The 23,511-nt window shown below is 57.8% G+C and carries 22 protein-coding genes; 8 read left to right on the top strand and 14 right to left on the bottom strand.

Annotated features, from left to right (window positions below):
* Positions 1 to 152 precede the first annotated feature (152 nt).
* Positions 153 to 1,271: an alanine--glyoxylate aminotransferase family protein gene (locus J8Z22_RS21210; RefSeq protein WP_028111274.1), complete on the top strand. Its 1,119-nt coding sequence runs from the start codon at positions 153 to 155 to the stop codon at positions 1,269 to 1,271.
* A gap of 44 nt (positions 1,272 to 1,315) precedes the next feature.
* Here the strand turns inward: J8Z22_RS21210 and J8Z22_RS21205 are convergent, their stop codons facing one another.
* Together J8Z22_RS21205 and J8Z22_RS21200 are read right to left on the bottom strand one after the other, a co-directional pair.
* Positions 1,316 to 2,245 carry an alpha/beta fold hydrolase gene (locus tag J8Z22_RS21205; RefSeq protein WP_252008066.1) on the bottom strand — a complete coding sequence of 310 codons (930 nt, stop codon included), beginning with the start codon at positions 2,243 to 2,245 and terminating at the stop codon, positions 1,316 to 1,318.
* 50 nt (positions 2,246 to 2,295) lie between these two features.
* Positions 2,296 to 2,601 (bottom strand): DUF1244 domain-containing protein, encoded by a 306-nt coding sequence (locus J8Z22_RS21200; RefSeq protein WP_028111276.1) that lies wholly within the window; start codon positions 2,599 to 2,601, stop codon positions 2,296 to 2,298.
* A gap of 190 nt (positions 2,602 to 2,791) precedes the next feature.
* Between J8Z22_RS21200 and J8Z22_RS21195 the strand changes: the two genes are divergently transcribed.
* Positions 2,792 to 3,598, top strand: coding sequence for an alpha/beta fold hydrolase (locus tag J8Z22_RS21195; protein WP_252008064.1), 807 nt, complete (start codon positions 2,792 to 2,794; stop codon positions 3,596 to 3,598).
* Positions 3,599 to 3,642: 44 nt separating this feature from the next.
* Here the strand turns inward: J8Z22_RS21195 and J8Z22_RS21190 are convergent, their stop codons facing one another.
* Entirely contained in the window at positions 3,643 to 5,394 is a 1,752-nt protein-coding gene (locus J8Z22_RS21190; protein WP_252008062.1) for a DUF885 family protein, read from the bottom strand.
* A gap of 139 nt (positions 5,395 to 5,533) precedes the next feature.
* On the opposite strand from J8Z22_RS21190, the gene add reads away from it, so the two are divergent.
* Positions 5,534 to 6,538: an adenosine deaminase gene (gene add / locus J8Z22_RS21185; RefSeq protein ID WP_028111278.1), complete on the top strand. Its 1,005-nt coding sequence runs from the start codon at positions 5,534 to 5,536 to the stop codon at positions 6,536 to 6,538.
* Positions 6,539 to 6,598: 60 nt separating this feature from the next.
* Here add and hemN read toward each other — a convergent pair whose 3' ends face one another.
* The 4 genes from hemN to J8Z22_RS21165 all read right to left on the bottom strand — a co-directional run bounded on the left by hemN (position 6,599) and on the right by J8Z22_RS21165 (position 11,104).
* The gene (gene hemN / locus J8Z22_RS21180) at positions 6,599 to 7,969 is read right to left on the bottom strand and encodes an oxygen-independent coproporphyrinogen III oxidase (protein WP_028111279.1); all 1,371 of its coding nucleotides are present in this window, start codon (positions 7,967 to 7,969) and stop codon (positions 6,599 to 6,601) included.
* Between the two features lie 519 nt (positions 7,970 to 8,488).
* Entirely contained in the window at positions 8,489 to 9,019 is a 531-nt protein-coding gene (yihI, locus tag J8Z22_RS21175; protein WP_252008060.1) for a Der GTPase-activating protein YihI, read from the bottom strand.
* Between the two features lie 38 nt (positions 9,020 to 9,057).
* Positions 9,058 to 9,693 carry a class I SAM-dependent methyltransferase gene (locus J8Z22_RS21170; protein WP_028111281.1) on the bottom strand — a complete coding sequence of 212 codons (636 nt, stop codon included), beginning with the start codon at positions 9,691 to 9,693 and terminating at the stop codon, positions 9,058 to 9,060.
* A gap of 781 nt (positions 9,694 to 10,474) precedes the next feature.
* Entirely contained in the window at positions 10,475 to 11,104 is a 630-nt protein-coding gene (locus J8Z22_RS21165) for a cytochrome c (RefSeq protein WP_028111282.1), read from the bottom strand.
* Positions 11,105 to 11,275: 171 nt separating this feature from the next.
* Here J8Z22_RS21165 and yihA point away from each other — a divergent pair, with 171 nt between their 5' ends.
* Positions 11,276 to 11,893, top strand: a complete 618-nt coding sequence (gene yihA, locus J8Z22_RS21160) for a ribosome biogenesis GTP-binding protein YihA/YsxC (protein WP_035414892.1) — start codon at positions 11,276 to 11,278, stop codon at positions 11,891 to 11,893.
* Between the two features lie 676 nt (positions 11,894 to 12,569).
* Here yihA and polA read toward each other — a convergent pair.
* Positions 12,570 to 15,314, bottom strand: a complete 2,745-nt coding sequence (gene polA / locus J8Z22_RS21155; RefSeq protein ID WP_252008058.1) for a DNA polymerase I — start codon at positions 15,312 to 15,314, stop codon at positions 12,570 to 12,572.
* A gap of 458 nt (positions 15,315 to 15,772) precedes the next feature.
* On the opposite strand from polA, the gene elbB reads away from it, so the two are divergent.
* Complete coding sequence (gene elbB, locus J8Z22_RS21150; RefSeq protein ID WP_252008056.1) at positions 15,773 to 16,429, top strand: isoprenoid biosynthesis glyoxalase ElbB; 657 nt, start codon at positions 15,773 to 15,775, stop codon at positions 16,427 to 16,429.
* A 333-nt stretch (positions 16,430 to 16,762) separates the two neighbouring features.
* Here the strand turns inward: elbB and J8Z22_RS21145 are convergent, their stop codons facing one another.
* The 3 genes from J8Z22_RS21145 to J8Z22_RS21135 are packed head-to-tail and all read right to left on the bottom strand — an operon-like array spanning position 16,763 to position 18,516.
* A complete protein-coding gene (locus tag J8Z22_RS21145) occupies positions 16,763 to 17,194 on the bottom strand; it encodes a GNAT family N-acetyltransferase (protein WP_252008054.1) in 432 nt (143 codons plus the stop codon).
* Between the two features lie 12 nt (positions 17,195 to 17,206).
* Entirely contained in the window at positions 17,207 to 17,851 is a 645-nt protein-coding gene (locus J8Z22_RS21140) for an HD domain-containing protein (protein WP_051252208.1), read from the bottom strand.
* Positions 17,851 to 18,516 (bottom strand): 7-cyano-7-deazaguanine/7-aminomethyl-7-deazaguanine transporter, encoded by a 666-nt coding sequence (locus J8Z22_RS21135; protein WP_028111287.1) that lies wholly within the window; start codon positions 18,514 to 18,516, stop codon positions 17,851 to 17,853. Before J8Z22_RS21135 ends, J8Z22_RS21140 begins: the two co-directional genes overlap by 1 nt.
* A 184-nt stretch (positions 18,517 to 18,700) precedes the next feature.
* Between J8Z22_RS21135 and moeA the strand changes: the two genes are divergently transcribed.
* Together moeA and moeB are read left to right on the top strand one after the other, a co-directional pair.
* The gene (moeA, locus tag J8Z22_RS21130; RefSeq protein ID WP_252008051.1) at positions 18,701 to 19,948 is read left to right on the top strand and encodes a molybdopterin molybdotransferase MoeA; all 1,248 of its coding nucleotides are present in this window, start codon (positions 18,701 to 18,703) and stop codon (positions 19,946 to 19,948) included.
* The gene (gene moeB, locus J8Z22_RS21125) at positions 19,948 to 20,700 is read left to right on the top strand and encodes a molybdopterin-synthase adenylyltransferase MoeB (protein WP_252008049.1); all 753 of its coding nucleotides are present in this window, start codon (positions 19,948 to 19,950) and stop codon (positions 20,698 to 20,700) included. The genes moeA and moeB overlap by 1 nt, the downstream gene beginning before the upstream one ends.
* 50 nt (positions 20,701 to 20,750) lie before the next feature.
* On the opposite strand, the gene J8Z22_RS21120 is transcribed toward moeB, so the two are convergent.
* Both J8Z22_RS21120 and J8Z22_RS21115 read right to left on the bottom strand, forming a co-directional pair.
* Positions 20,751 to 20,924 (bottom strand): YqaE/Pmp3 family membrane protein, encoded by a 174-nt coding sequence (locus J8Z22_RS21120; RefSeq protein WP_252008047.1) that lies wholly within the window; start codon positions 20,922 to 20,924, stop codon positions 20,751 to 20,753.
* Between the two features lie 45 nt (positions 20,925 to 20,969).
* Entirely contained in the window at positions 20,970 to 21,638 is a 669-nt protein-coding gene (locus J8Z22_RS21115; protein ID WP_252008045.1) for a TIGR01621 family pseudouridine synthase, read from the bottom strand.
* A 168-nt stretch (positions 21,639 to 21,806) separates the two neighbouring features.
* Here J8Z22_RS21115 and J8Z22_RS21110 point away from each other — a divergent pair, with 168 nt between their 5' ends.
* Positions 21,807 to 22,208, top strand: coding sequence for a GFA family protein (locus J8Z22_RS21110; protein WP_252008042.1), 402 nt, complete (start codon positions 21,807 to 21,809; stop codon positions 22,206 to 22,208).
* 48 nt (positions 22,209 to 22,256) lie between these two features.
* Here J8Z22_RS21110 and J8Z22_RS21105 read toward each other — a convergent pair whose 3' ends face one another.
* Positions 22,257 to 23,459 (bottom strand): alginate export family protein, encoded by a 1,203-nt coding sequence (locus tag J8Z22_RS21105; protein ID WP_371878146.1) that lies wholly within the window; start codon positions 23,457 to 23,459, stop codon positions 22,257 to 22,259.
* Positions 23,460 to 23,511: the final 52 nt, after the last annotated feature.

Here is a 23,511-nt window from a genome sequence, read left to right as displayed (position 1 = left end):
TGCATCATCGCTGATCAGATCCAAGGCTGCCTTCGGGCAGCCTTTTTTTGCGTTTAAAACGCTCAATTGCCGTGGCTGTATACCTTGGAAAAATAAAGCGTGCTAACGTGGGACTTTCGAATTCTTTAAGGGCAACAAGCAGGAAGGTCGCCATGTCGTTTAAGCCGTTTAACCCGCCGTCACGTACTTTGATGGGCCCGGGCCCGTCCGATGTTCATCCTCAGGTGCTGCAGGCCCTGGCCAAACCCACTGTGGGTCACCTGGATCCGACCTTCATCGCGATGATGGACGAGGTCAAGGCCCTGCTGCAGTACGCGTTCCAGACCGACAACCCCTTTACCATCGCCGTGTCTGCCCCGGGCAGCGCCGGCATGGAGACCTGCTTCGTCAACCTGATGGAGCCCGGTGAGAAAGTGATCGTATGTCGCAACGGCGTGTTTGGCGAACGGATGCGTCAGAATGTGGAGCGACTGGGCGGGGAAGCGATTGTGGTCGACGATGCCTGGGGCACGCCGGTCAGCGTCGATAAGGTGGCGGCGGCTCTGCAGCAACATCCGGATGCCAAGTTCCTGGCGTTCGTGCATGCGGAAACCTCAACTGGGGCTCTGTCGGATGCCAAAGCCTTGTGTGCCCTGGCGCAGCAGCATGAGTGTTTGTCCATCGTCGATGCGGTGACCTCGCTGGGGGGCGTCGAACTCAGGGTCGACGACTGGGGCATCGATGCCATCTATTCCGGTAGCCAGAAATGCCTGTCCTGTGTGCCGGGGATCTCGCCGGTGTCGTTTTCTCCCAAGGCGGTGGCCAAACTGGAAGCCCGGCAGACGCCGGTGCCCAGTTGGTTCCTGGATCAGACATTGGTAATGGGCTATTGGAGTGGCACCGGCAAGCGCAGTTACCACCACACCGCCCCGGTCAACAGCCTGTACGCCCTGCACGAATCCCTGCGCCTGCTCCATGAAGAGGGGTTGGAAAATGCCTGGGCCCGTCATGATCGCATGCATCAGAAACTGAAGGCGGGCCTGGAGAAACTGGGACTGCGCTTTGTGGTGGAGCAAGCCCATCGTCTGCCTCAACTGAATGCGGTCTACCTGCCGCAAGGGGTCGATGATGCCGAGGTTCGCGGCCAGTTGTTGAACCGCTTCAACCTGGAGATCGGTGCCGGCCTGGGGGATCTGGCCGGTAAGGCCTGGCGCATCGGCCTGATGGGCTATGCCGCCAGAGAGGAAAACGTCACCCTGTGCCTGGGGGCCCTGGAAGAGGTGCTGAGCTAACTACCTGGCTATGAAAAAAGGACTCTTCGGAGTCCTTTTTAGTGTTAGTGGAGGCCCAACCATTGGGTGATGGCGTCTACGACCTGGTCGCGGATGGCAGGAATCTCCACCAGCAGTTCGTGGCGGGCGCCGGCCAGAGGCATCAGCGTCATCGATTGGCCGCGAGCCACCACCCGCTCCATGACGTCGTTGTCGACGATGGCATCCTCCCGAGCCTGCATCACCAGGGTGGGGGTGGTCAGCCGGTGTGCCTGCTCCTGAATCTGGTCCATGGCGGTAAAGGACTCCACCATCCACTGGTTGGAGGGCGAGCCCAGTTGCAGTTGTGGCACCTGCTGGTACAGAGACTGAAATGCCTGGTAGCGCTCGGCATCCTGGGTCAGATCGTTGTCCTCGAACGGCACGGGTTGGTAGTCGGTGCCACCGGGGATGTAGGCTGGCTGCCCCTGCCAGCGGTTCCAGCGAGCCAGCATCGACAACACCGGCTCCAAGGCCCAGCGAGGGGCGGGCAGGCGGATGCCGTACATTGGGGCGGAGAACACCGCCGCATCGAACACCTCGGGATGACGAAGTAGATACAGGGTACCGATGGCACCGCCCATGGAGTGGCCCACCAGGTACAGCTTGTCTGGCTTGGTTGGCTGCACCACTTCGGTGAGGAAGGTGTGCATATCCTCGACGTAGTCGTTGAAGCGTTGCACATGCCCCAGGAAGCGGTTGTCGCTGAGGCGATCCGACAACCCCTGGCCGCGATGGTCCCAGATAAACACCTCAAAGCCGGCTTGGTGAAGTTCCTCAGCCAGTCCGTCGTACTTGAGATAGCCTTCAGAGCGTCCACTGGCAACCACGATGGCGCCGCGCGCGGCTTTCCTTGGCAGGTGGGCATAGCGCAGAGTCAGGCCGTCGATGCCGGTGAACTCTCCATGATCTGCCTGTTGCCACAGAGAGGGCATGGCGATGGCCGCGTGAGTCATAACAAGTCCAATAACAAACAAAAACGGGCGTAGCATAGTGGAGGCACGGGCTACTGGGAAGCTTTGGCTTGCTGGCGGGCTTCAAACGCGGCCAGCTGCTCCGGAGTGGCTTTTTGCTGGTATTTGGTTTTCCAGCTGTCATAGGATTCGCCATAGACAATTTCTCTGGCCTGATCGTAGTCCACCTCTTCGCCACGGGTGGCGGCCTCGGCCATGTACCACTTGGCCAGGCAGTTGCGACAGAAGTCCGCCAGAATCATCAGGTCGATGTTCTGCACCTCTTTGTGGTTGTCCAGGTGGCTGAGCAGGCGACGGAAGGTGGCGGCTTCGATCTCGGTTTGGGTGTGTTTGTCCATGGGAGCATCTCCTTGTGATGGTGCTGGTGTGGGCCAGTGTTGCGGTTTCTGCCCCTGTCCGTCAAGGTTCAAGCGTCAGTTCAGACCTGTGCTGGTGCCGGGGTGGAGTCGCAGTAGTATCCAAGCTAAGTTGTTGTTAGTCTGAATCAAACGAGTGTTTAAACCAAGAGTTAATACGGGAGATTGAAGGGTGCAGTTTGAACAGTTTGGCCAGGGGCCGACCCGACTGGTGTTTTGTCATGCCAACGGGTTTCCGCCGGCCACCTATCGGCGCCTGTTTGCCGCCCTCGGTGGCGGCGTCGAGGCGGCGCTGTTGGCGCCGCTGACCATGCCGGTGACCGAGGCCAAGCAGCGCGCCTGGTGGCTGATGGCCGAGGACCTGGCCGGGTGGCTGTCCCGTCAGCCCGAACCCGTGGTCCTGGCCGGTCACTCCATGGGGGCGGTGGTGGCCTGCCTGGCATCGATGCGGTGCCCGAATAAGGTGGCGGGGCTGGTGATGCTGGATCCGGTATTCCTGCCGACCCGCTGGGTGGCGCCGATGCGACTGATGCCAAAGCGGTTCAAACTCAAGCAGCCGATGGTGGCACGCACCCTGAAGCGGCCCTATCGATTTGAGGATCATGCCGGCGCGTTCGAGTTTCATCGTGGCAAGCGGGCGTTCGCCGGCATGGATGATCAGGCGTTGGAAGACTACATTCACGCCGCTTTCGTTGCCGATGAGCAGGGCGTGTGTCTGCGTTACTCGCGAGAGTGGGAAGCGCACATCTACCAGACGGCTCCGTGGATCTGGCCGCGTCTGAGTCGACTCAAAGTGCCCACTCTGGCGATTCGGGGCGGCCACAGCGATACCGTTACCCCAGCCAGCTGGGCCAGGATGCGGCGGTTGATGCCAGACGCGACCTTAGTGCAATTGCCGGATTGTGGTCATCTGCTGCCGATGGAGCGTCCCGATGAAGTGGCCGTTACCATCAATGCCTGGCTCGAGCGCCGGCACTGAGGTATCGGCCTGTGGATTATGCTGCCCTCGGGCGCCAGCCGGGCTTAAAGTGATTTCTGCTCGTCAATCCAGCGGCTGATCTGAATTTCCAATTGAGCCAGTGGCACCGAGCCGTTGGCCAACACCGCATTGTGGAACGCCCGCAGATCGAAGCGGTTGCCGAGGCTGCGTTCGGCCTGATGACGCAGCCGTAAAATGGTCAGCTCGCCCATCTTGTAGGACAGTGCCTGCCCCGGCCAGGAGATGTAGCGGTCTATCTCGGTGGTGACGTTGTGCAGAGACAGGGCGGTGTTTGCGGCCATGTAATCGATGGCCTGTTGCCGACTCCAGCCCTTGGCGTGAATGCCGGTATCCACCACCAATCGGCAGGCACGCCACATCTCGTAGCTGAGCCGGCCAAAATCCGCATAATCGTCCTCATAGAAGCCACCCTCGACTCCCAGCTTCTCCGAGTACAAACCCCAACCTTCACCAAAGGCACTGATGTAGTGGTAGCGCCGCAGTGGATGCACCTCACCCAATTCCTGATTGAGGGCGATCTGCAGGTGATGGCCCGGCACGGCCTCGTGCAGAGTCAGGGCAGGGAGGGCATACAGAGGGCGTTTGTCCAGGGCATAGGTGTTGACCCAATAGTACCCGGGCTGATGCTCGCCACTGGGACCGGAGTAGCGGCCGGTGGTGTATTTGGGGGCGATTTCTGCCGGTACCGCTTGGACGCCGTATGGGGTGCGCGGCAGAGTGTTGAAAAACTGCGGTAGCATGGCATCGGCTCGCTTGGCCAACCAGGCGGCTTCTCGCAGCAGCTGCTCCGGGGTGTCGGCGTAGAAGCGGCGATCGGTTCGCAGGAAGTGCAGGAAGTCGGCGAAGCTGCCATCAAATTCAAGCCGGGCGATGATGGCGTCCATCTCGGCGCGGATGCGCCGTACTTCGCTCAGCCCCAGTTGATGCACCTGTTCCGGGGTCATGTCCAGGGTGACAAAGTGGCGAACCCGGTTGGCGTAGTACGCCCGGCCATCGGGCAAGTCACTGGCACCGATGCTGGTGCGAGCGCCGGGGCGGTACTCATTGATAAAGAACGCCAGGTAGGCGCGGTAGGCCGGCAACACCTGGTTGGTGACCGCATCCAGCCCCCGCCGTTGCAACGAGGCCCGCAGAGCCGGGGTAAAGTCAGCCTCGCTGAGCTGAGCAAAAGGGGCGTAGTAGAGGCTGTCGACGGCGGCATCGGGCAGGTAGGCCTCGATGGACTCTTCAAAGCCCTGCAGCACGACTTTGGGCTGGGTATAGCCCTGAGCCAGGCCTCGGCGCATCCACTGCATCTGCTGCTCAAACAGACGCGGCAACTCTTGCAACCGGCTCAGGTAGTGTTCCGCTTCGGAGATTGTGGTCAGCGTGGTGCCCTGGGCGATGCTGGCGATGTAGTTGTGAAAGCCGCCTTCGGCATTCAATGGCATGGTGTGTTCGTTGAAACGGTAGCTGTCGGTGCGGTTGTGCAGAATCTCCAGGGCGATGGCCAGGTTGATGCGATTGTCGTTGGAGAGTTGTTCGGGATCGAGGGCGTTGGCCCGCTGCAGCAGGGTCAGGTTGGCCTGATAGTCCGCTTCCAGGGCGGCGGCGGATCGGTCCTCCAGGTGGGCGGCGGCACTGGCATCACCGAAGCGGGCCGCTTGCTGGGGATCGCGGCTGAGTTGCTGCTGCCAGATGTCATCCATCAACGGTGCGATGCGTTGATTGGCGTCCATGGGGGAAGTGGCGCAGCCGCTCAGCATCAGGGCGGCGCTAAAAAGCCAAATTTTCATCCGAGAATCCCTATTTTCATCTTGGGTTTTTAATTATTCTAAATCCGTCAGGGACGGCGACTTCATACTAAAACCAATTTCGGCGTTTGTTAATTGGTCGGTTTGGCCGGTTAACATCCCTTTACTAAAAAGCAGACTGATGACTGACCAAAGCCTTATTCTCACCGACCTGCATCGCCACCTCGATGGCTCCATGCGACCCGACACCGTGCTTGAGCTGGCACAGAAATTCAATGTGCCTCTGCCCGCCTACGACATGGAGACCTTGCGCCCCTACTTGCAGGTGATCGGCCGTTGTCCGTCGGTGGAGGCGTTGCTGGCCAAGCTGGATTACCAGGTGGCGGTACTGGGGGATCTCGATGCGGTGCACCGTCTCGCGTATGAGAATGCCCTGGACCTGGCGGACAACGGGGTCGACTATGGCGAACTGCGCTTTTCGCCGGCCTACATGGCCGGTCCCCACGGATTGCCGATGCAGGGGGTGGTGGAAGCGGTGATCGACGGCGTTCAGGCCGGCGCCCGCGATGGCAACATCATGATTAATCTGATCGGAATTCTGTGTCGCGGTGATGGCCCGCAGGCGTGCCAGCGTGAGCTGGAGGCGATTTTGGCTCACAAGGAGCACTTTGTGGCCTGTGACCTGGCCGGTGACGAAGAGGGCTTCCCCGGGGATCTGTTTGTGGATCACTTTAAGCGGGTTCGGGATGCCTATCTGAATGTCACCATCCATGCGGGCGAGCCGGGGCCACCGTCCTCCATCTGGCAGGCGATTCGAGATCTTGGTGCCACCCGTTTAGGCCATGCCACCACCGCGCCCCAGGATCCGGCGCTGTTGGATTACCTTCGTGATCAGGGTATCGGCATCGAGTCATGTCCCACTTCGAACATCCACGCCAATTCGGTGGCCGATTACGAGGTTCACCCCATCCGCACCTTTGTTGAGCATGGGATCTGCGTCTGCCTCAACACCGATGATCCTGGAGTATCGGCCAACTCCATCCCCTTCGAGTATCGGATGGCCAAGGAGCGCATCGGCCTCAGCGACGCTCAGTTGCGGCAGATTCAGATCAACGGCGCCAAGTTGGCGTTTCTGTCCGACAGTGACCGTAAGACATTGCTGACCAACAAAGCCGCCCGGCAGTAGCGACCGGGGATCAAAAAAGGGGTTGCCACCGGCAACCCCTTTTTGCTGTCTGGCGTCGAATCAGATGACGCGAGAGAACTGCTGCTGGCGAGCCTTGTCGCGCAGGTAGCGATCGAAACACATGCAGATGTTGCGGATCAGCAACCGGCCCTGGCCGGTGACTTCGATGCTGGTGTCGGTCAGGCGCACCAGGTCGTCTTCGATGAACGGCTTCAGCAGCTTTTCATCTTCGGCGAAATACTCGTTGAAGTTGATGTCCCACTGGGCTTCGATGGCCGACTTATCCAGTTTGAAGTGGCAGATCAGCTGCTTGATCACTTCGCGGCGGATGAAATCGTCGGTCTCCAGGCCACAGCCTTTGATCATGGCGTGCTCATGGGCATCCATGGATTCATAGTAGGCTTTCAGATCCACGGCGTTCTGGGCGTAGGCCTTACCGATGTTGGAGATGGCCGAGGCGCCCAGACCCAGCAGGTCGGCATCCGGTTGGGTGGTGTAGCCCTGGAAATTACGGTGCAGTTGACCTTCGTTCTGCAGGCGAGACAGCTCATCGTCAGGCTTGGCAAAGTGGTCCATGCCGATGAACTGGTAACCATAGCCCATCAGGGTGTTGATGCTGTTTTCCAGAATCTTCAGTTTCTGAGGTGCGGTTGGCAGATCCTCATCCTTAATCTTACGCTGGGCGGCAAAACGATGCGGCAGGTGGGCGTAGTTGAAGACACTGAGTCGGTCCGGATCCAGATCCTTCACGCGCTCCAGCGTCTTGGCAAAGCTCTCCGGAGTCTGGAATGGTAGGCCGTAGATCAGATCGATGTTGGTGGACTCAAAGCCCAGTTCACGGGCGTGGCTGATCAGATCAAAGATGAACTGCTCGTCCTGTTCACGGTTGACCGCTTGCTGCACCTGCTTGTTGAAGTCCTGTACCCCAACAGAGATGCGGTTAAAGCCCACCTCTTTGAGTACGTCCAGAGTTTCCAGTTCGATCTCGCGAGGGTCCACTTCGATGGCGAATTCACCCTCGTCGGCGAAATTGAATTTGGACTTCAGCAGCGCGGTCAGGCGACGGATCTGTTCGTGAGTCAGGTAGGTCGGGGTGCCGCCGCCCCAGTGCATCTGGGTAACGGTGTAGCCTTTGAACAACTCGGCCCGGGCGTTGATTTCACGCTCCAGGTACTCGAGGTACTGCTCCGCCTTGTGGGCGTGGCGAGTGATGATCTTGTTGCAGCCGCAGTAGTAGCACAGTTTGTGGCAAAACGGCACATGGATGTAGAGCGACAGGTTGCTCTTGTCCGACGTGGCGATGGCTTCTCGCAGGTTCTGGTCGGTGTACCCTTCGTGGAACTCAATGGCGGTCGGGTAAGACGTGTATCGCGGGCCACTGTAGTTATATTTTTCGATTAGGGCCTGGTTCCAGCTGATTTTGTCCTGCACTGCAATCTTCTCCTGCGGTGGTAGAGTTAGGGCCTTTGCTGCGTGAACCGTCGTCACTGGCCGGTCTGTTTGCGTTCCATCGGCGGTGACGGCGGGCTAGGTTTCACACCCAAGGTATGTGCATTATGCACACTTTGTAGCAGCTTGCCTTTGATCCGTGACCCAAATTCAAGGATGTTGGGAAACGAAAGCTACCCATCTTTATGGTGTTGTGATGGGCGGATCAGCAAAGGTAAGCACATAATGAAAACAACAATGGCCCGGATTGGTTCCCTGCCTCTGGCCGGGAACGTGACCGCTGCCACACAGTTTTATGCCACAGTCCTGATTTAGCAAACTCTGATAAGCCTAAGTCAAAGCTGACCAAAGTGGTAGAGACGCCGCTCATTCTCGCTCTCCTTCCGTGGCGACCACTCTGGCCTGTTGGGGCGCAGGAGGCAATCAAGAGAGCGCTGGCCCCGAGCGAGGCCGAGAAAGGCTGGCTCCCCCCTAATCCTGGGGGAGCCATGGGGACGGCGATCAGTCTTTGTACTGGTCCAGCAGGTCGCTGCCAGCTTCAAATTGATCCATCAGGGCCTCTTCGCTGTTCGGTCCCTGGTCGACTTCAATGCCCAACTGTTTCATCAACGCTTCGATGCGATCCAGTTTGCCGTCCAGCCATTGCTGATCGTCCTGGCTCAGGGTCTCGCCCTGTTCCATGCGATCCAGCAGCGCCAGCAGACGTGGGTTACTCTCCAGCTGCTCCAGTTGCTGCTCCGGAGACGGTTTGGGCCGCAGCGAATCCGGTTGTTGTGGTTTCGCCGCCTTGGTCACTGGCTTCGGCTCAGGGGCGACCAGAGAGATGGGGGTCTTGCTGCCCAGGCGCGGGTCTTTGGTTACCTTAGGCTTATTGGCCTGCGGCTTCTGCTTGCTGGCTTCATTCTGACGAGAGCCGGCAGATTTGCCCTTACTGGACTTGCGCTTGCCCTCGACGCCCGAACCTTTCTCGGTGCGTGGTTGCAGTCGTGGACCATTTACATTGGATTTTCGGGATTTCTTTTGTCGCGTCATGGGTGGTGCCTCCAGATAGGGCGGCAGGTTATATCAAATTATGCCGGTTTTTGCAGCAAGATAACGTCATTGCCGATAAATTCTATCTGCAGGTTGTCCTGTTCTGCCAGATAACGGAAGGTCAGGCGGCTGAAAAAGCTGACGTGAGTTGGGTCGTTCTTGTAGTGCCAACTGGCAAAGGCATCCGCATCTCGAACCAGTTTGGTCATGATGCCCAGAGTGCCTCCGGGTTTCACCAGGCTCAGCAGCAGTTGCCACTCTCGGCCGGGACGGTAGAAGTGTTCGATGGCTTCGGTGCAGGTGACAAAATCGTACTGCCGTCGCAGCGGAGCGCGATCGGGAAAAAAGTACGGGTCGTACACCGCCATCGGGTGGCCTGCCTCTTCGAACATCAACGACAGCGTCGGCCCGGGGCCACAACCAAAATCCAGCCCGTGACTGGCAGGCGTCATCCGCTGTGCTACCGGCGCCGCCAGGCGGTTGAGGAAACGGCGGTAACCCGGGTCCTGCGGCGTATTCTGGTGCTGATCGTATTGGTGCTTTTCGGCATTGGGAGGCAGTAGCGAGGCAGGATCGGCAAACACCAGATGACAGCGTTGACACTGAAAGTAATGGCGTTTCTTGTCTTGGTGGTAATGCTGGGTGTCACTGAAGTGGCAAAGCGGACAAGGCATATCGGATCCTGCGGACTGGTCTTGGCCCTAGTATATGTGCAATTGCCGTTTTAATGCATCTGCGATAGACGCGAGACAAATAAAAAAGGCAACAGAGTCCTCTCTGTTGCCTTGAAGCAGGGTGTCTGTTGACACTCTCTCATTCGGGTATTCAGGTGTTCCTTACCTGCGATGTGACTATCCCGGTCTAGGTCCGTCTTCTTTTTACTGCTTCCGTGCGGCTTTTTTAGTTGTTGGTCATTCCTGACGCTTTATTGGTCTTCCTGAGGTCATCCTTAACAATCATAAATGCCGCCTTCCTGACGACAAACATCTTCCTGATGCGAGGTAACCATCCTTGTAAACCCTAAAGGCTTATCCGTTTACTCAGGTTCTCCGACCTGTCTCGTCCCAGAGAGTTTCCGTTCTTTCACCCTGTCCGTCGGGTGCTTTCCCATTTTTTTACAACCAACGTCCTGTTGGTTGAGGTCCTCTCCTTTGGATGCCCCATACTTTACGGAGTTTGAGCTGGATCGCAACTTTTTTTTGCCGAAGTGTTATGACCGCTTGTGATTGTTAACAAAGCAAAACACTGTTTTTTCTTAAGAGGGCCACGATCTTGCAGGTAATTATTCGACATTTTAGGGGGTGCGCAATGGCGAATGTCTTACAAGCAGTGGGGCAAAAAGCGCGATGTTCTGACTGTGACCTGGGTCCGAAATGGTCAGATGTTAAAAAGGCGAGCCTCGGCTCGCCTTGATTGTTGTCGCGGTTACCGGCACGAAAAGCGCCGGATTGAAGGTTACTTAAGGCTGGAAACGTACTGCGACAGCAGCGCGATGTCCTCATCCTTCAGGTTTTTAGCGACACCGGACATCATGCCATTGAGATCATTATGGCGAACGCCGCTGCGGAATTTTTCCAGCTGGGCCTTGATGTAATCCGGGTGTTGGCCTGCCAGGCTCGGGTAACCGGCCAGGTTCATGCCTTCGCCGTTGGGGCCATGGCAGGCGGCACAGGCGGTGATCTGACGACTGGCATCGCCGGCCATGTACAGCTTTTTGCCCGCTGAGGCGGTTTGAGCATCGATGCTGACACCGGCAGTGCTGGTCTGCGAGGCATAGAATGCCGCCACGTCCGCCATCTGCTCTTCGGTCAGTGTCATGGCCATGCCGCTCATGATCGGATCATGACGCCCCTCTTTGCCCCCGGTCATGGCAGCTTGCTTCAGTTCTTGCAACTGCTTGACCAGATAGCCTTGGTGCTGACCGGCCACCTTGGGGTAGAGGCTGATCAGACTGTTGCCATCCATGCCGTGGCAGGCGATACAAGTGGTTGAGGCGACTTGCTGGCCTTTGGTGGCGTCTCCCTGGGCCTGAACAGTACCGCTGAAGACGGCGAGCACAGAAAGTGTTAGTGCTAATTTTTTCATTGTGTTCCAACTTATATTTGCGTGGCTCGTTCTTTCCCTGTCCAGCCTCGCCACGTGATAGAATGATGGAGAGGCTCGCGGTTTGTATTTTACACTAATTTGTCGATAGATCTAAAAAATCGGCACTTTGTGACCGCGAGCAAGTTTTTAACCCGCTTGTGGAGAGTGTACGTGACCGACACCGCCATCGATTTTCGTCGCGCTAAGTATATGCTCAGCGCCCCCGATATTAGTTTTTTGCCGCCGGATACCGGTGTCGAGGTGGCATTTGCCGGCCGCTCCAATGCGGGCAAGTCCAGTGCCCTGAATACCATGACCGACCAACGGGGATTGGCGAAGACCTCCAAAACCCCGGGTCGTACCCAGATGATCAACCTGTTTGAACTGGCAGAAGATCGCCGCTTGGTGGATCTGCCGGGTTACGGTTTTGCCCAGGTGCCGCTGGAGATGAAGAAGAAGTGGCAACATGCGCTGGCCGAGTATCTTGAGAAGCGAAACTGTCTGAAAGGGCTGGTGGTGCTGATGGATTGTCGGCATCCCCTCAAGGATCTGGATGTCAATATGATCCGCTGGGGCGTGGCGGCGGAGTTGCCGGTGCTGGTGTTACTGACCAAGGCCGATAAGTTGAAGCAGGCGGTCAAGCAGAAGACCTTGCGGGATGTGAAAGCCAGTCTGGAGGCGATGGACCTGGATGGTGACATCAAGGTGCAGCTGTTCTCTTCCCTGAAGGGAACCGGGCGCACCGAGGCCATTAAAACGGTCACCGCCTGGTTGGAACAGCCGCTGTAACGGCAGAGCCGATAATGAAGAGGTGACCTGGGGTCGCCTTTTTTTTCGCCCTGAAAAAGAAAAAGCCGATGATGAAATCCACCACCGGCGTGTAAAAAGCTCAATTTTGGGGAGAAGCTTTTTCAACGATAACAAGACGAGAATCAAACTGGATTGGGGTCCAATCCGATTCTTCATAGCCATAATACTCCGGTCCGGACCAAACTTAAAGCATTTGCTCTATTTCAATTGTGCAACGAATTGGTAACTGAAGTTCGAACCGGATGAAAATTTCAGAAGCCGAAAAGAAAAAACCCCGGTGACCGAAGTCACCGGGGCGCCATAAAAATTTGGCTGATCACGCGAAGTGATCGAATAAGGTTTGTTAAGATAGAACATCTTACCTCTGTACCCTACGAGCGAAAGCATAGCCAACCAGTTTCGCCAGTAAAAGATAAATTGGATTCTGGAGCAATGTTTTGTGATCTCGATCGATAAAACCCACCACTTTTTGCTGTTTTTGATCCAATAACTACATAAACAGTCATTATCTTTTTGTTCACCTTGATGACATTCTGTCGTCATTTTCAGGGCGTTTTGTGATCCTGGTCGCCGCCGACGGCCGGAACCGTGTTTGGATCTCAAAAAAATGGCCCGTCACAGTGCCGTGACGGGCCAAGGTTTCGTCAGCCAAGGATCAGTGGGCTTGATCCCAGTTGTCGCCCAGTCCCGCTTCGGCGATCAACGGCACATCCAGTTCGGCGGCATTGGCCATCAGATCGCACAGGGCGTCTCGATGGCGGTCGGCAACCGAGGCCTTGACCTCGAACACCAGTTCATCGTGAACCTGCATCAGCATTCGAATCTCATCGCTGCACTGGGTGTCCAGGTAGCCGGCGACGTCGATCATTGCCCGTTTAATGATATCGGCGGCGGTGCCCTGCATTGGTGCGTTGATGGCGGTGCGCTCGGCGGCCTGCTGCCGCATTTTATTGCGGGCGTTGATGTCAGGCAGGTGCAGGCGACGGCCAAACAGGGTCTCAACGTACTGTTGTTCGTGGGCCTGTTGGCGGGTTTTCTCCATGTACGCCTTCACTCCGGGGTAACGATCGAAGTAGACGTCGATGTAGCGCTGGGCTTCGCCACGGGCAATGCCCAGTTGTTTGGCCAAGCCAAAGGCGGACATGCCGTAGATCAGGCCAAAGTTGACGGCCTTGGCCCGGCGGCGCTGTTCATTGCTGACCTCATCGAAGGCCACGCCGAACACCTCGGCGGCGGTCGCGCGGTGCACGTCTTTGCCGTGGGCAAAGGCATCCAACAGGCCGCGGTCCTGAGACAGGTGTGCCATGATTCTCAGTTCAATCTGCGAGTAATCGATGGCCAGCAGTTGATAGCCCTCTGGGGCGATGAAGGCCTGGCGAATGCGCCGACCCTGTTCGCTGCGAATTGGAATGTTCTGCAGGTTGGGATCGGAGCTGGACAGGCGCCCGGTAGCGGTAACGGCCTGGTGATAGGAGGTGTGTACCCGGCCACTACTTTGCACCATCAGCGGCAGCTTGTCGGTATAGGTGCTTTTCAGCTTGGCCAGGCTACGGTGCTCCAGAATCAGCTTGGGCAGTTGGTAGTCCTGGGCCAGATCCTGCAGCACCTCTTCGGCGGTAGAAGGGGCTCCTTTGGGGGTCTTCTTCAGCACCGGGTAGCCCAGTTTTTCAAACAGGATCTGCTGCAGCTGCTTGGTGGAGGAGAGGTTGAAGCTCTCGCCGGCCAGCTCATGGGCCTGCTGCTCCAGCGAATCCAGCAGGTTGGCAATTTCGCTGCTTTGCTGGTGCAGAAGATCGCTGTCCAGCATCACCCCCTGACGCTCGATGGCGGACAGAATCGGTACCAGAGGCATCTCGATGTCGCGAAATACTCGATGGCAGCCGGGCTGTTGCTGCAGTCGCGGTAGCAGGTGCTGATGCAGTTGCAGGGTAATGACGGCGTCTTCGGCGGCGTAGGGGGCAGCCTGCTCCAGTTCAATCTGGTTGAAGGTTTTTTGCTTGGCACCTTTGCCGGCAATCTCTTCGAAATGAACGGTTTTATGGCTCAGGTATTTGAGTGCCAGATCGTCCATGTTGTGCTTGCTGGCGGTGCTGTTGAAGCAGTAGGACTCCAGCATGGTATCGAACTCGATGCCCTTCAGTTCGATGCCATAGCGGGCCAGGACCGACATGTCGTATTTCAGGTTCTGACCCACCTTGAGCTTGTCTGGGTTTTCCAGCAGCGGCTTGAGGCGGCTCAGTACTTGCTCCCGATCCAATTGCTGCGGGGCCCCTTCGTAGTCGTGGGCCAGTGGCAAGTAGGCGCCCCGATCGACGCCGACGGCGAAACTGATCCCCACCAGTTCCGCTTCCATGTAGTTGAGGCTGGTGGTTTCGGTGTCCAGGGCGAACAGTTGGGCCTGATCGAGTCTATCGAACCACTGATCCCACTGTGCCTGAGTCAGGATGGTGTCGTGCTCAAAGGCGCTGGCCTTGCTGGTGCCTGATTCGCCGTTGTCGGTGGCGGCGGCATGGCGACCGTCGTCCAGCAGTTCCGCCAGCCAGCGTTTGAATTCCATCTCGCCAAACAACTTGATCAGGGCGTCTTTGTCGGCGGAGATCACCTTCAGATCATCGATGGATTCGGTCAGTGATACATCCAATTTGATGGTAGCCAGCAGATAGGAGAGTCGGGCGGCCTCTTCATTTTCCCGTAATTTTTTCGGCATGGTTTTGGCGCCGCGAAAGCCCAGTTCCACCACCGCATCCGGGTCGCCATAGATGGCGTCCAGGCCGCCGATGCCCTGCAGCATGGCCAGGGCAGTCTTCTCTCCGACCCCGGGCAGGCCAGGAATGTTATCCACTTTATCGCCCATCATCGCCAGCAGGTCGATGATCAGCTCCGGACCAACCCCAAATTTGTCCACCACGCCCTGGGGATCCATCACGGTGTCGGTCATGGTGTTGATCAAGGTGATGTTGTCGGTCACCAATTGCGCCATGTCTTTGTCGCCGGTGCTGATCACCACCTTGTGGCCTTCGAGTTCTGCCTGTCTGGCCAGGGTGCCGATAACGTCGTCTGCTTCCACGCCTTCGATCATGATCAGCGGCAATCCCATGGCCCGGATGATGTCGTGAACCGGCTGTATCTGACTGCGCAGATCGTCAGGCATAGAGGGGCGTTGCGCCTTATATTCCGGGTAGATGTCGTCCCGGAATGTCTTGCCTTTAGCATCGAATACCACAGCCAGGTGGCTGGGATTAAATTGGCGAATCAGGCTGCGCAACATGTTGATCACTCCGTACACGGCACCGGTAGGTTCGCCATTGGAGTTGGTCAGGTGTGGTGGCGCATGAAAGGCGCGATACAGGTAGGAGGAACCGTCGACGAGGACTAATGGATTTTCAGGTAACTGAGCCATGGGGATACTGAGTAATGGAAGAGATGGCTAAGGATGCCATGAGCGTGCCAATTTCGCCAGTCGTCGCGCATTTTCCACAGAGTTATCAACAGCTGCCAGCAAATGCCCAGCCTGTGGATAAATCTGTGTGTTACTGGCAAAACAGGGGGATCGAACGAAAACGCGATCGAGATCAACGAATTCACTGTTCTTATTATTTTTCAATTATTTATGAAATTGATCTGTGGCGATCTTACACACCGATCCGCTCCATCCGGTTTTGTGGATATTGCTATTTTCGTCTAAGTTGGCAGAGGATACTCTGGAAGGCCTGAAAACTGCTGGAATGCCATCCGACATCTGGCGAAATAAGTTAGCATAAAAAATCGCCATGTATAGAGATCGGCGTTAACAAATTAGCAATATTTGGCTATATAGCTATTACTTTTTAGTCTCTAATGGAATAAGAGGAGAACCGAATGAAGCGGATTGCTGTGATACTCAGTGGTTGCGGGGTGTTTGATGGCTCGGAGGTCCACGAGTCGGTATTGGCCATGCTGGCCATAGAACGTAATGGCGCGGCCTATCAGTGCTTTGCTCCAGATACCGAGCAATTGCATGTGGTCAATCATCTCAGCGGTGAAGTGGTCGAGGGTGAGGCGCGTAATTGCCTGGTGGAGGCCGCCCGCATTGCCCGGGGGCAGGTACGGCCATTGTCGGAACTGCATGCGGCCGAGTTTGATGCGCTGGTGGTTCCCGGCGGCTTCGGGGCGGCCAAAAACCTGTGTGATTTTGCCCTGGCGGGAACCGAGTGTCAGCTGACCGAGGCGATGATGGCGGCGGCTGGGGGATTTGCACAGGCGGGAAAGCCGGCCGGATACCTGTGCATCAGCCCGATGATGTTGCCCCGAATCTATGGTGACGGCATCGAGGGCACCATAGGCACGGACCATGAGACGGCGGCGGCATTCAATGCCATGGGGGGACAACATCATCCCTGTTCGGTGGAGGCGATCCATGTGGATCGGCGGCATAAGGTGGTGACAACGCCGGCGTACATGCTGGCCGATGGCCTGTCTCAGGCGGCGAAGGGGATCGATGCCCTGGTGGTTCAGGTGTTGGCCCTGTGTGAGTGACCGACAAAAAAAATGGCCAGCAATCGATGCTGGCCAAACCGTGTGAGCAATGCTGTGAGCTAAAACGCCACCGACGTCTTTCTGGTGACTAAATGTTGGAACGCATGTAAATAATAACCATTCTCATCTGTGATGCAACCCTTTTTGTGTTTTTTTTGATTCAGCTTGAAGGCGATGGCTGCGCAAAAAAAATGGCCAGCAATTGATGCTGGCCAAACCGTGTGAGCAATGCTGTGAGCTAAAGACCACCAAAATCGTTCTGGTGGTTAAGTGTTGGAACGCACTCAAATGATAACCTTTCTCATTCGCATTGCAACCACTATCGGCTTTTTTTTACAAACTCTTTTCCAGCAGGATGCGGTAATCCAATGGCGTATCGCTGGCCCGCTCCATGTCCACCAGGTGGTAGCCCTTGCCCAGCAACATCCGCAGCATGGCCGGGTAGCGATTGCGGCTCTTTACTTTGATCAGGCGGTAGCCCTGCTCGGCCACCCATTGTTCCTGGCCCTGCAGCAGCGCCTTGGCGATTCCCAGGCCCCGAAAGTCCGGCAATACCGCACCAAGCCAGGAGTAAAAGTCGGTGTCATTGAGGGCGTAGCCTACTTTGAATGCGGCGGCTTCGCCTTCGACTTCGGCAATCTGAATCAGGTGTGGGACTTCATTCAACCGTTGTTGATAGGTCTCCAGCGGGTAGGGGCGATCCAACTCCGGCACCTGCTCCACCAGAGCCATTACTTCTTCAATACTGCCTTTACGCCAGTTCATGTGGTACATCTCCTACTCCGGAAGTTCAGATTTTAGTTGCTCAATAAAGCTTTCCATCCAGCGCCAACGACGTTCGCCTTCCTGGCGACCGGCAACGGTTTTCAGTTGTCCCGGCAGGTGTTGCAGCTTAACGAAAAAATGGTCCAGGCTGTAGCGGTTATCGTCATACTCCCGCTGCTGGGCAAAGGGATCCTGGCCGTGATACAGCTCGCTCTGCCATTGTCCACCCAGCATCAGGCAGCGGGCGGTGCCGATGGCGCCTAGGGCATCAAGACGATCGGCGTCTTGCAGTACTCGGGCTTCCAGAGTGGTAGTCTCCAGGCCGGCAGACCAACTGTGACTGGCGATGGCATGGTGAATGGGGGCCAGCAGAGGTTGCGGATAGCCCTGTTGGCTTAACCACTCAATGGCGGCGTCGGCGCTGAGAGTCGATGCCTGGCTGCGGCGGGGATCGCGTTTGTCGATGGAGACGCAATCGTGAAGGTAGGCCGCCGGCAACAACACATCCAGTTGGGCACCCTCGGCCCGACCCAGCTTGTCGGCGGTGGCCACGACCCTCAGGACATGGTCCAGATCGTGAGCGGCATCGCTGTGGTTCTCGGACAGCCAGGCGAGGCTGGCTGTGATCAGTGACTCATTGAAATGCCGCAGGCTCATTAGGCGAGGGTCCTTGGTATTGAGTTGTCAGACAGCAAGATGCGATCCGACAGGAATTTCAGTAAAACGCCATAAGCTGGCAGAAACAGCCCGAGGCTGATCAGTAACTTAAAGCCATAATCGACGCTGGCGATCTCCGGCCAGTGGCTGGCCATAAAGGGATCCGAGCTGGCATAGAATGCCACCGAAAAGAACACCAGGGTATCGATCAGGTTCCCAAAAATGGTGGATGCTGCCGGTGCAACCCACCATTGCTGAGTCTGACGCAGGCGGGCAAACACCTTGATGTCCATCAACTGACCGAACAGGTAGGCGGCGAAGCTGGCAAAGGCGATGCGAGCGACGAAAGTATTGAAGCTCAATAGCCCCTCGCCACCCTGAAACTGGCCTTCAAAGAACAGCACCGAAATGACGTAGCTGGCCAGCAGCGCCGGCATCATGGCACCAAAGATGATTTTGCGTGCCGATGGGGCACCAAAAATCCGCACCGTCAGGTCCGTGGCCAGATAGACAAAGGGAAAACTGAAGGCGCCCCAGGTGGTGTGCAGACCAAAGATCTGGAACGGGAGCTGCACCAGGTAGTTGCTGGCGGTAATAACGATAATGTGAAAGCTGACCAGGATGATCAGGGCGCGTTTCACCTGCGCCGCGGTAAGTTGCAACATAATGTCACCTTTTTGGTAAGCGGGGTGAGGGAACCCGAAAGACTGAATGCCTGACCGTTGTCAGGGGGGCGCAAATTATAGCCAGTCAAATCCAAAAAACAAGGGGGGAAGGGGGTGTCGATCAATAGGCTTCTCTGCGGTGCAGTGGCATAATGACCGCCATTATGGTTCGAGAGGCGAAGAGATGGCACAGCAGGATTGTTGCAGCCAGCCGGGACTGATGCTCCCGGCGGCGGCGTTGGAAAAAATGTACGGCGCCTGTGAACCCCTGATTCAGGTTGAAGAGGTGGCCCTGGAGGAAGCAGTCGGCCGGGTATTGGCTGAGGACGTGTGTTCTGCCATCGACCTGCCTGGGTTTGATAACTCCTCCATGGACGGGTATGCCGTCCGGGCGGCCGAGGTGGTGAAAGGGCAACCATTGGCCATCGCCGGTAAGGCGTTTGCCGGGATTCCCTTCGACGGCGACGTGCCGGCCGGTGCTTGCGTCCGCATCATGACCGGTGCGCCACTGCCACCGCAGATGGACGCCATCATCATGCAGGAAGAGGCCGACGCCGACGGCGATCAGGTTCGCTTTCGAGTTGAGGTTGAGCCGGGCTTCTTCGTTCGCCACCGTGGCAGCGAGCTCAAGCAGGGGCAGCAGGTGCTGGCCCGCGGTACCCGCATCGGTGCCGCCGAGATTGGGGTACTGGCCACGGTGGGTCATGGCCGGGTCCAGGTGCTTAAGCCGTTGACGGTGGCCCTGTTCTCCACCGGGGATGAACTGGTACCGCCGGGGCAACCGCTGCAGGCCGGTCAGATTTACGATTCCAATCGCCACGCCCTGAGAACCATGTTGCAGGCCATGGGGGCCAAGGTGATCGACCTCGGAGTGATCGCCGACGATCTCGAGCTGGTCCGCGATGCCTTCCGCCGTGCCGATGAGCTGGCCGATGTGGTGGTCACCTCTGGTGGGGTGTCTGTCGGCGAAGCCGATTACATCAAGGTGGTGCTGGATGAGATGGGCAAGATTAATTTCTGGAAACTGGCCATCAAGCCCGGCAAGCCGTTTGCCTTTGGCAAGCTGCCTAACTCCTGGTTCTGTGGTCTGCCGGGTAACCCGGTGTCCTCGATGGTCACCTGCTACCAACTGGTGCAGCCGTTCCTGCAGCACCTGGGGGGCGAGCGACGTCAGCAGGCGCTGACCTTGACGGCCACCCTGACCGACCGCATTCGTAAGAAGCCGGGGCGACAGGAGTACCAGCGCGGGGTGTTGTCCCGTGCTGACGACGGCCAGCTGCGGGTAGAAACCACCGGCGCTCAGGGCTCGGACATGACCACCTCCATGAGCCGGGCCAACTGCTTTATCGTGCTGGCCCGGGATGAAGGCGGCCTTGAGCCTGGCGCCCAGGTGTCGGTGGAGCCCTTCAATCAGGTTCTGGGGGGCTTGTGATGGAGATTCTGTCCGATCAGGAGATGATGCGCTACAACCGTCAAATCGTGATTCCCGCGTTTGACCTCGATGGCCAGGAGGCCCTCAAGCAAGCCCAAATCCTGGTGATTGGTGTCGGTGGTCTGGGCTGTGGCGCGGCTCAGTATCTGGCGGCGGCCGGGGCGGGTCGTCTGACCCTGGTGGATTTTGACCAGGTGGAAACCCACAACCTGCAGCGACAGATTCTGCATACCGATGCCCGGGTGGGCATGAACAAGGCCCAGTCTGCCCGTACGGCCATTGCCGAGCTCAATCCCCACGTCGAGGTGGCGGTGATCGAGCATAAGCTGGATGCTGAGCAGTTGGCGCAGCAGGTGGCCCAGCACAGCATCGTGCTGGATTGCACCGACAACCTGGATACCCGCAATCAGCTCAACCAGGCGTGTTTCGATGCCAGGGTGCCGCTGGTGTCCGGGGCGGCAATTCGTATGGAGGGGTTGGTCACTGTCCTCAATTACGCCGACGACCAGCCGTGCTACCACTGTTTTTCTGCCATGTTCGGCAACCAGCAGTTGTCCTGTGTCGAAAGTGGCATCCTGGCGCCGGTGGTGGGACTGGTGGCCTGCATTCAGGCTACCGAAGCGATCAAGCAGTTGTCTGGCATGGGTAAGCCGCTGCATGGTCGTATGCTGATGATCGATGCCATGACCATGCAGTTTCGAGAGATGAAGGTGCCGAAGGCGCCGGGCTGTCCGGTCTGTGGGCAGGGGTAATCGAACACCGAAATTAAAAAGGCGCCGATGGCGCCTTTTTTGTATCTGAATCAGGGGTGTTTGCGGTGAACCACCCACAGCGCATGCAGGATGCCAGGAACAAAAAACAGCAGGCAAGCCAGCAGGTTTATCAGCAAATCCCGTCCCAGCCCTCGATGCAGAAATACCGCAACGGGAGGGAGTAAGATGGCAATCAGCGTCAATAGCATGGAATCGGTGTTCATCAGGTATGCCTCCGGTTCCTCTAAGTATAGCGCTGAAAAGCCGAGTTATTTGGGCCAGAGAGGGGGCGTCTGCTGCCACTGCTGCAATTGCGTCAGTAGCGCCGGCGTTGCAAACTCCGGCCCCTGTTGTGGCAATGCGTAGAAGTGGTGGCTGTGTCCGTTAAGCTCAAAGGCCAGGCTGAGGGCGTGCAGGTAGGTGCGATCGGTTTCGCTGCCGCCATACAGGGCGTCGCCGAGGATGGGGGCGCCCAGACTCTTGAGGGTGACGCGGATCTGGTGGGTTTTACCGGATAGCGGTCGCAGCAGGTAGGCGCGCAGCCCTTGCCCCAGCCCGTGGCTGACGAACTGGGTGTGAGCCGGATTGCCATCGCCGTCTCTGGCCAGCTTCCAGGCACCGCGGCGGGCCTTGACGATGTGGCCTTTAATGCTGCCCTGTTTCTTCTTGGGCTTGCGATCCGACAGCGCCAGGTAACGTTTTTCCATCTGGTGAGTGCTGAAGGCCTCGGTGAGCGCGGCTGCGGTGGCCGGATTGGTGGCCAGCACCAGTACGCCGGAGGTGACGGTGTCGAGTCGATGCACCGGGTAGAGTTTCAGCGACAACTGCCGCTCCAGCTGCACCACCAGGCCAGGTTGGCCATCCTGGCTGTGGAAATGGATGCCGGCGGGCTTGTTGATCACCACAAAATCGCGGTGCTGGTGCAGAATCGGAATCATCTTGGACTCAAAGAAAACGACGGAAGTGCCAGGCTGAAGGCACCGAAAGGCGCCAGTGTAACAGATGCGGTGGCCAGGTTGATAAGGGGCGCTTGCCAGCAAGGTTTGCCTTGTTCGCTACCGCTTTGATAGCGTGGACCCAGAATTGTCGATACAAGGATACGGCCCATGAGTTCCACCCCCTCCATCGCTCGCTGCAGTTGCGGTCAGCTTCAGGCCGAGGTGATCGGGGCGCCGCTGCGAGTGTCGGTGTGCCATTGCCGAGCCTGCCAGCGCCGCAGCGGCAATGTGTTTGCCACTCAGGCCCGTTTTGCCGAACCGCAGGTCAAGGTGAGCGGCACGTCGAGTCGATACCTGCGGCAGGCGGACAGCGGCAATGAGGTGGCGTTTCACTTCTGCCCTCGGTGTGGCGCCACGGTGTACTTTCGGCTGTTGGCTCTGCCCGGTGCTATCGTCATTCCGGTGGGGGCCTTTGCCGACAACGATTTTCCCGCCCCCGAGCTGTCTATCTACGAGGCGCGTCAATACCCCTGGGTACGGATGCCGGACGACATCGATCACCACCCCTGACAGCAAAAAAGCCAGGCCTAGGCCTGGCTTGATCGGAGTGTGCTGGCGTCAGAAACTGGCGCCGACCCACAGCCACAGTTTGTCGGTATCCACCTTGCCACTGGCGGCGTCGCCGGCGGCGTACATGGCGTACTTGATGCCGCCATTGTAGTGTTTGGCAAACTTGGTGGTGTACTGCAGGTTCCATTCATCACCAAGGTCGCTGACCCCGGGGGTGGATTGTTCGGCCTCGAAATCGTGGTAGGCCAGCGTCCAGGCACCCACCGGCAATTGCCCGGTCACAGTTAGGTACAGATCTTCCAACCCCTGACCGGGGGTGGTCAGGAACTGATCGGCCCAACCGTTGAACTTGTGCAGGGTGGCCAGCGGGGTGGCAAAGCCGTAGTTGCCACTGTCCGAGCCGAGCACTTCGTAGCCCAGGGTGGCTTTCAGGCCGAACAGGCCGACGCCGCCCTCCAACAACCAGTAATCGGCGTCGAAGCTGGCGCCGGCGCTGTCCGATTCCTGAGTCGCCCATTCGGCGGCGTAGGAGATCGTGGTGCCGTCCAGGTCGGTGTTACCGGCAAAGCGTACGCCCCAGGTATCGAGGCCGTTGTCGGTGTTGTCGTCGACCTCCAGCAGGTAGCCATACCCCACCAGGGTACCGAAGGCGGTTTTGTAGCTGGCGTTCAACAGGTGGTCGTCGGCATTGACGTCCCGCTCTTCGGCGAAGATGCGGTTTCGCTGGCTGAGGTAGCCATAGTTAAGGCTCAGATTCTTCATCGGCGTATAGCTGATGGTGGCGCCGTCGAAGGTCTGTCGGTCTTGACGCCAGCCCACGTGACCGACGAAGCGCTGGTTGTCCCAGGCGATGACCTGTCGACCCAGTTTGACGGTCATCATGCGGCTTTGGTATTGCAGCAGCGCCTGATCCAGTTCGGTGGTTTCCGGATCGGCGATCACCGAATACGCCGGTCGAGAGCCCAGCCCGTCGTTGTAGTCATCGACATTGAATACCTGACGGGAGTCTTCAAACTCCACCAGCGCCGAAAAGCCATAGGCGGCGCCGGTCTGGTAGGTGAGGCGGGTTCTCAGGGTCAGGGCGTCGGCGTCCTTAAGGGCGTTGTCCTGTTGCACATTCTCGTAGCGCATGCGCATGTCCAGGGTGGCTTTGCCGCTGGTGATGGCGTTGGCCACCGGGTCGGCGGCGGCGAACAGCCAGCCGGGGGATAGGGCCAGCGTCAGTGACGCGGCCAGAGTCATCAGTTTCATCATCCATTCCTTAGTTATTGTGAATTACTCTGTTGCGGGCGTGTCGTTCCTC

Origin of the sequence: Ferrimonas sp. SCSIO 43195 (assembly GCF_023716685.1) — a bacterium.
GTDB classification, from domain to species: domain Bacteria; phylum Pseudomonadota; class Gammaproteobacteria; order Enterobacterales; family Shewanellaceae; genus Ferrimonas; species Ferrimonas kyonanensis.
This window is presented reverse-complemented; position numbering and strand designations above follow the sequence as displayed.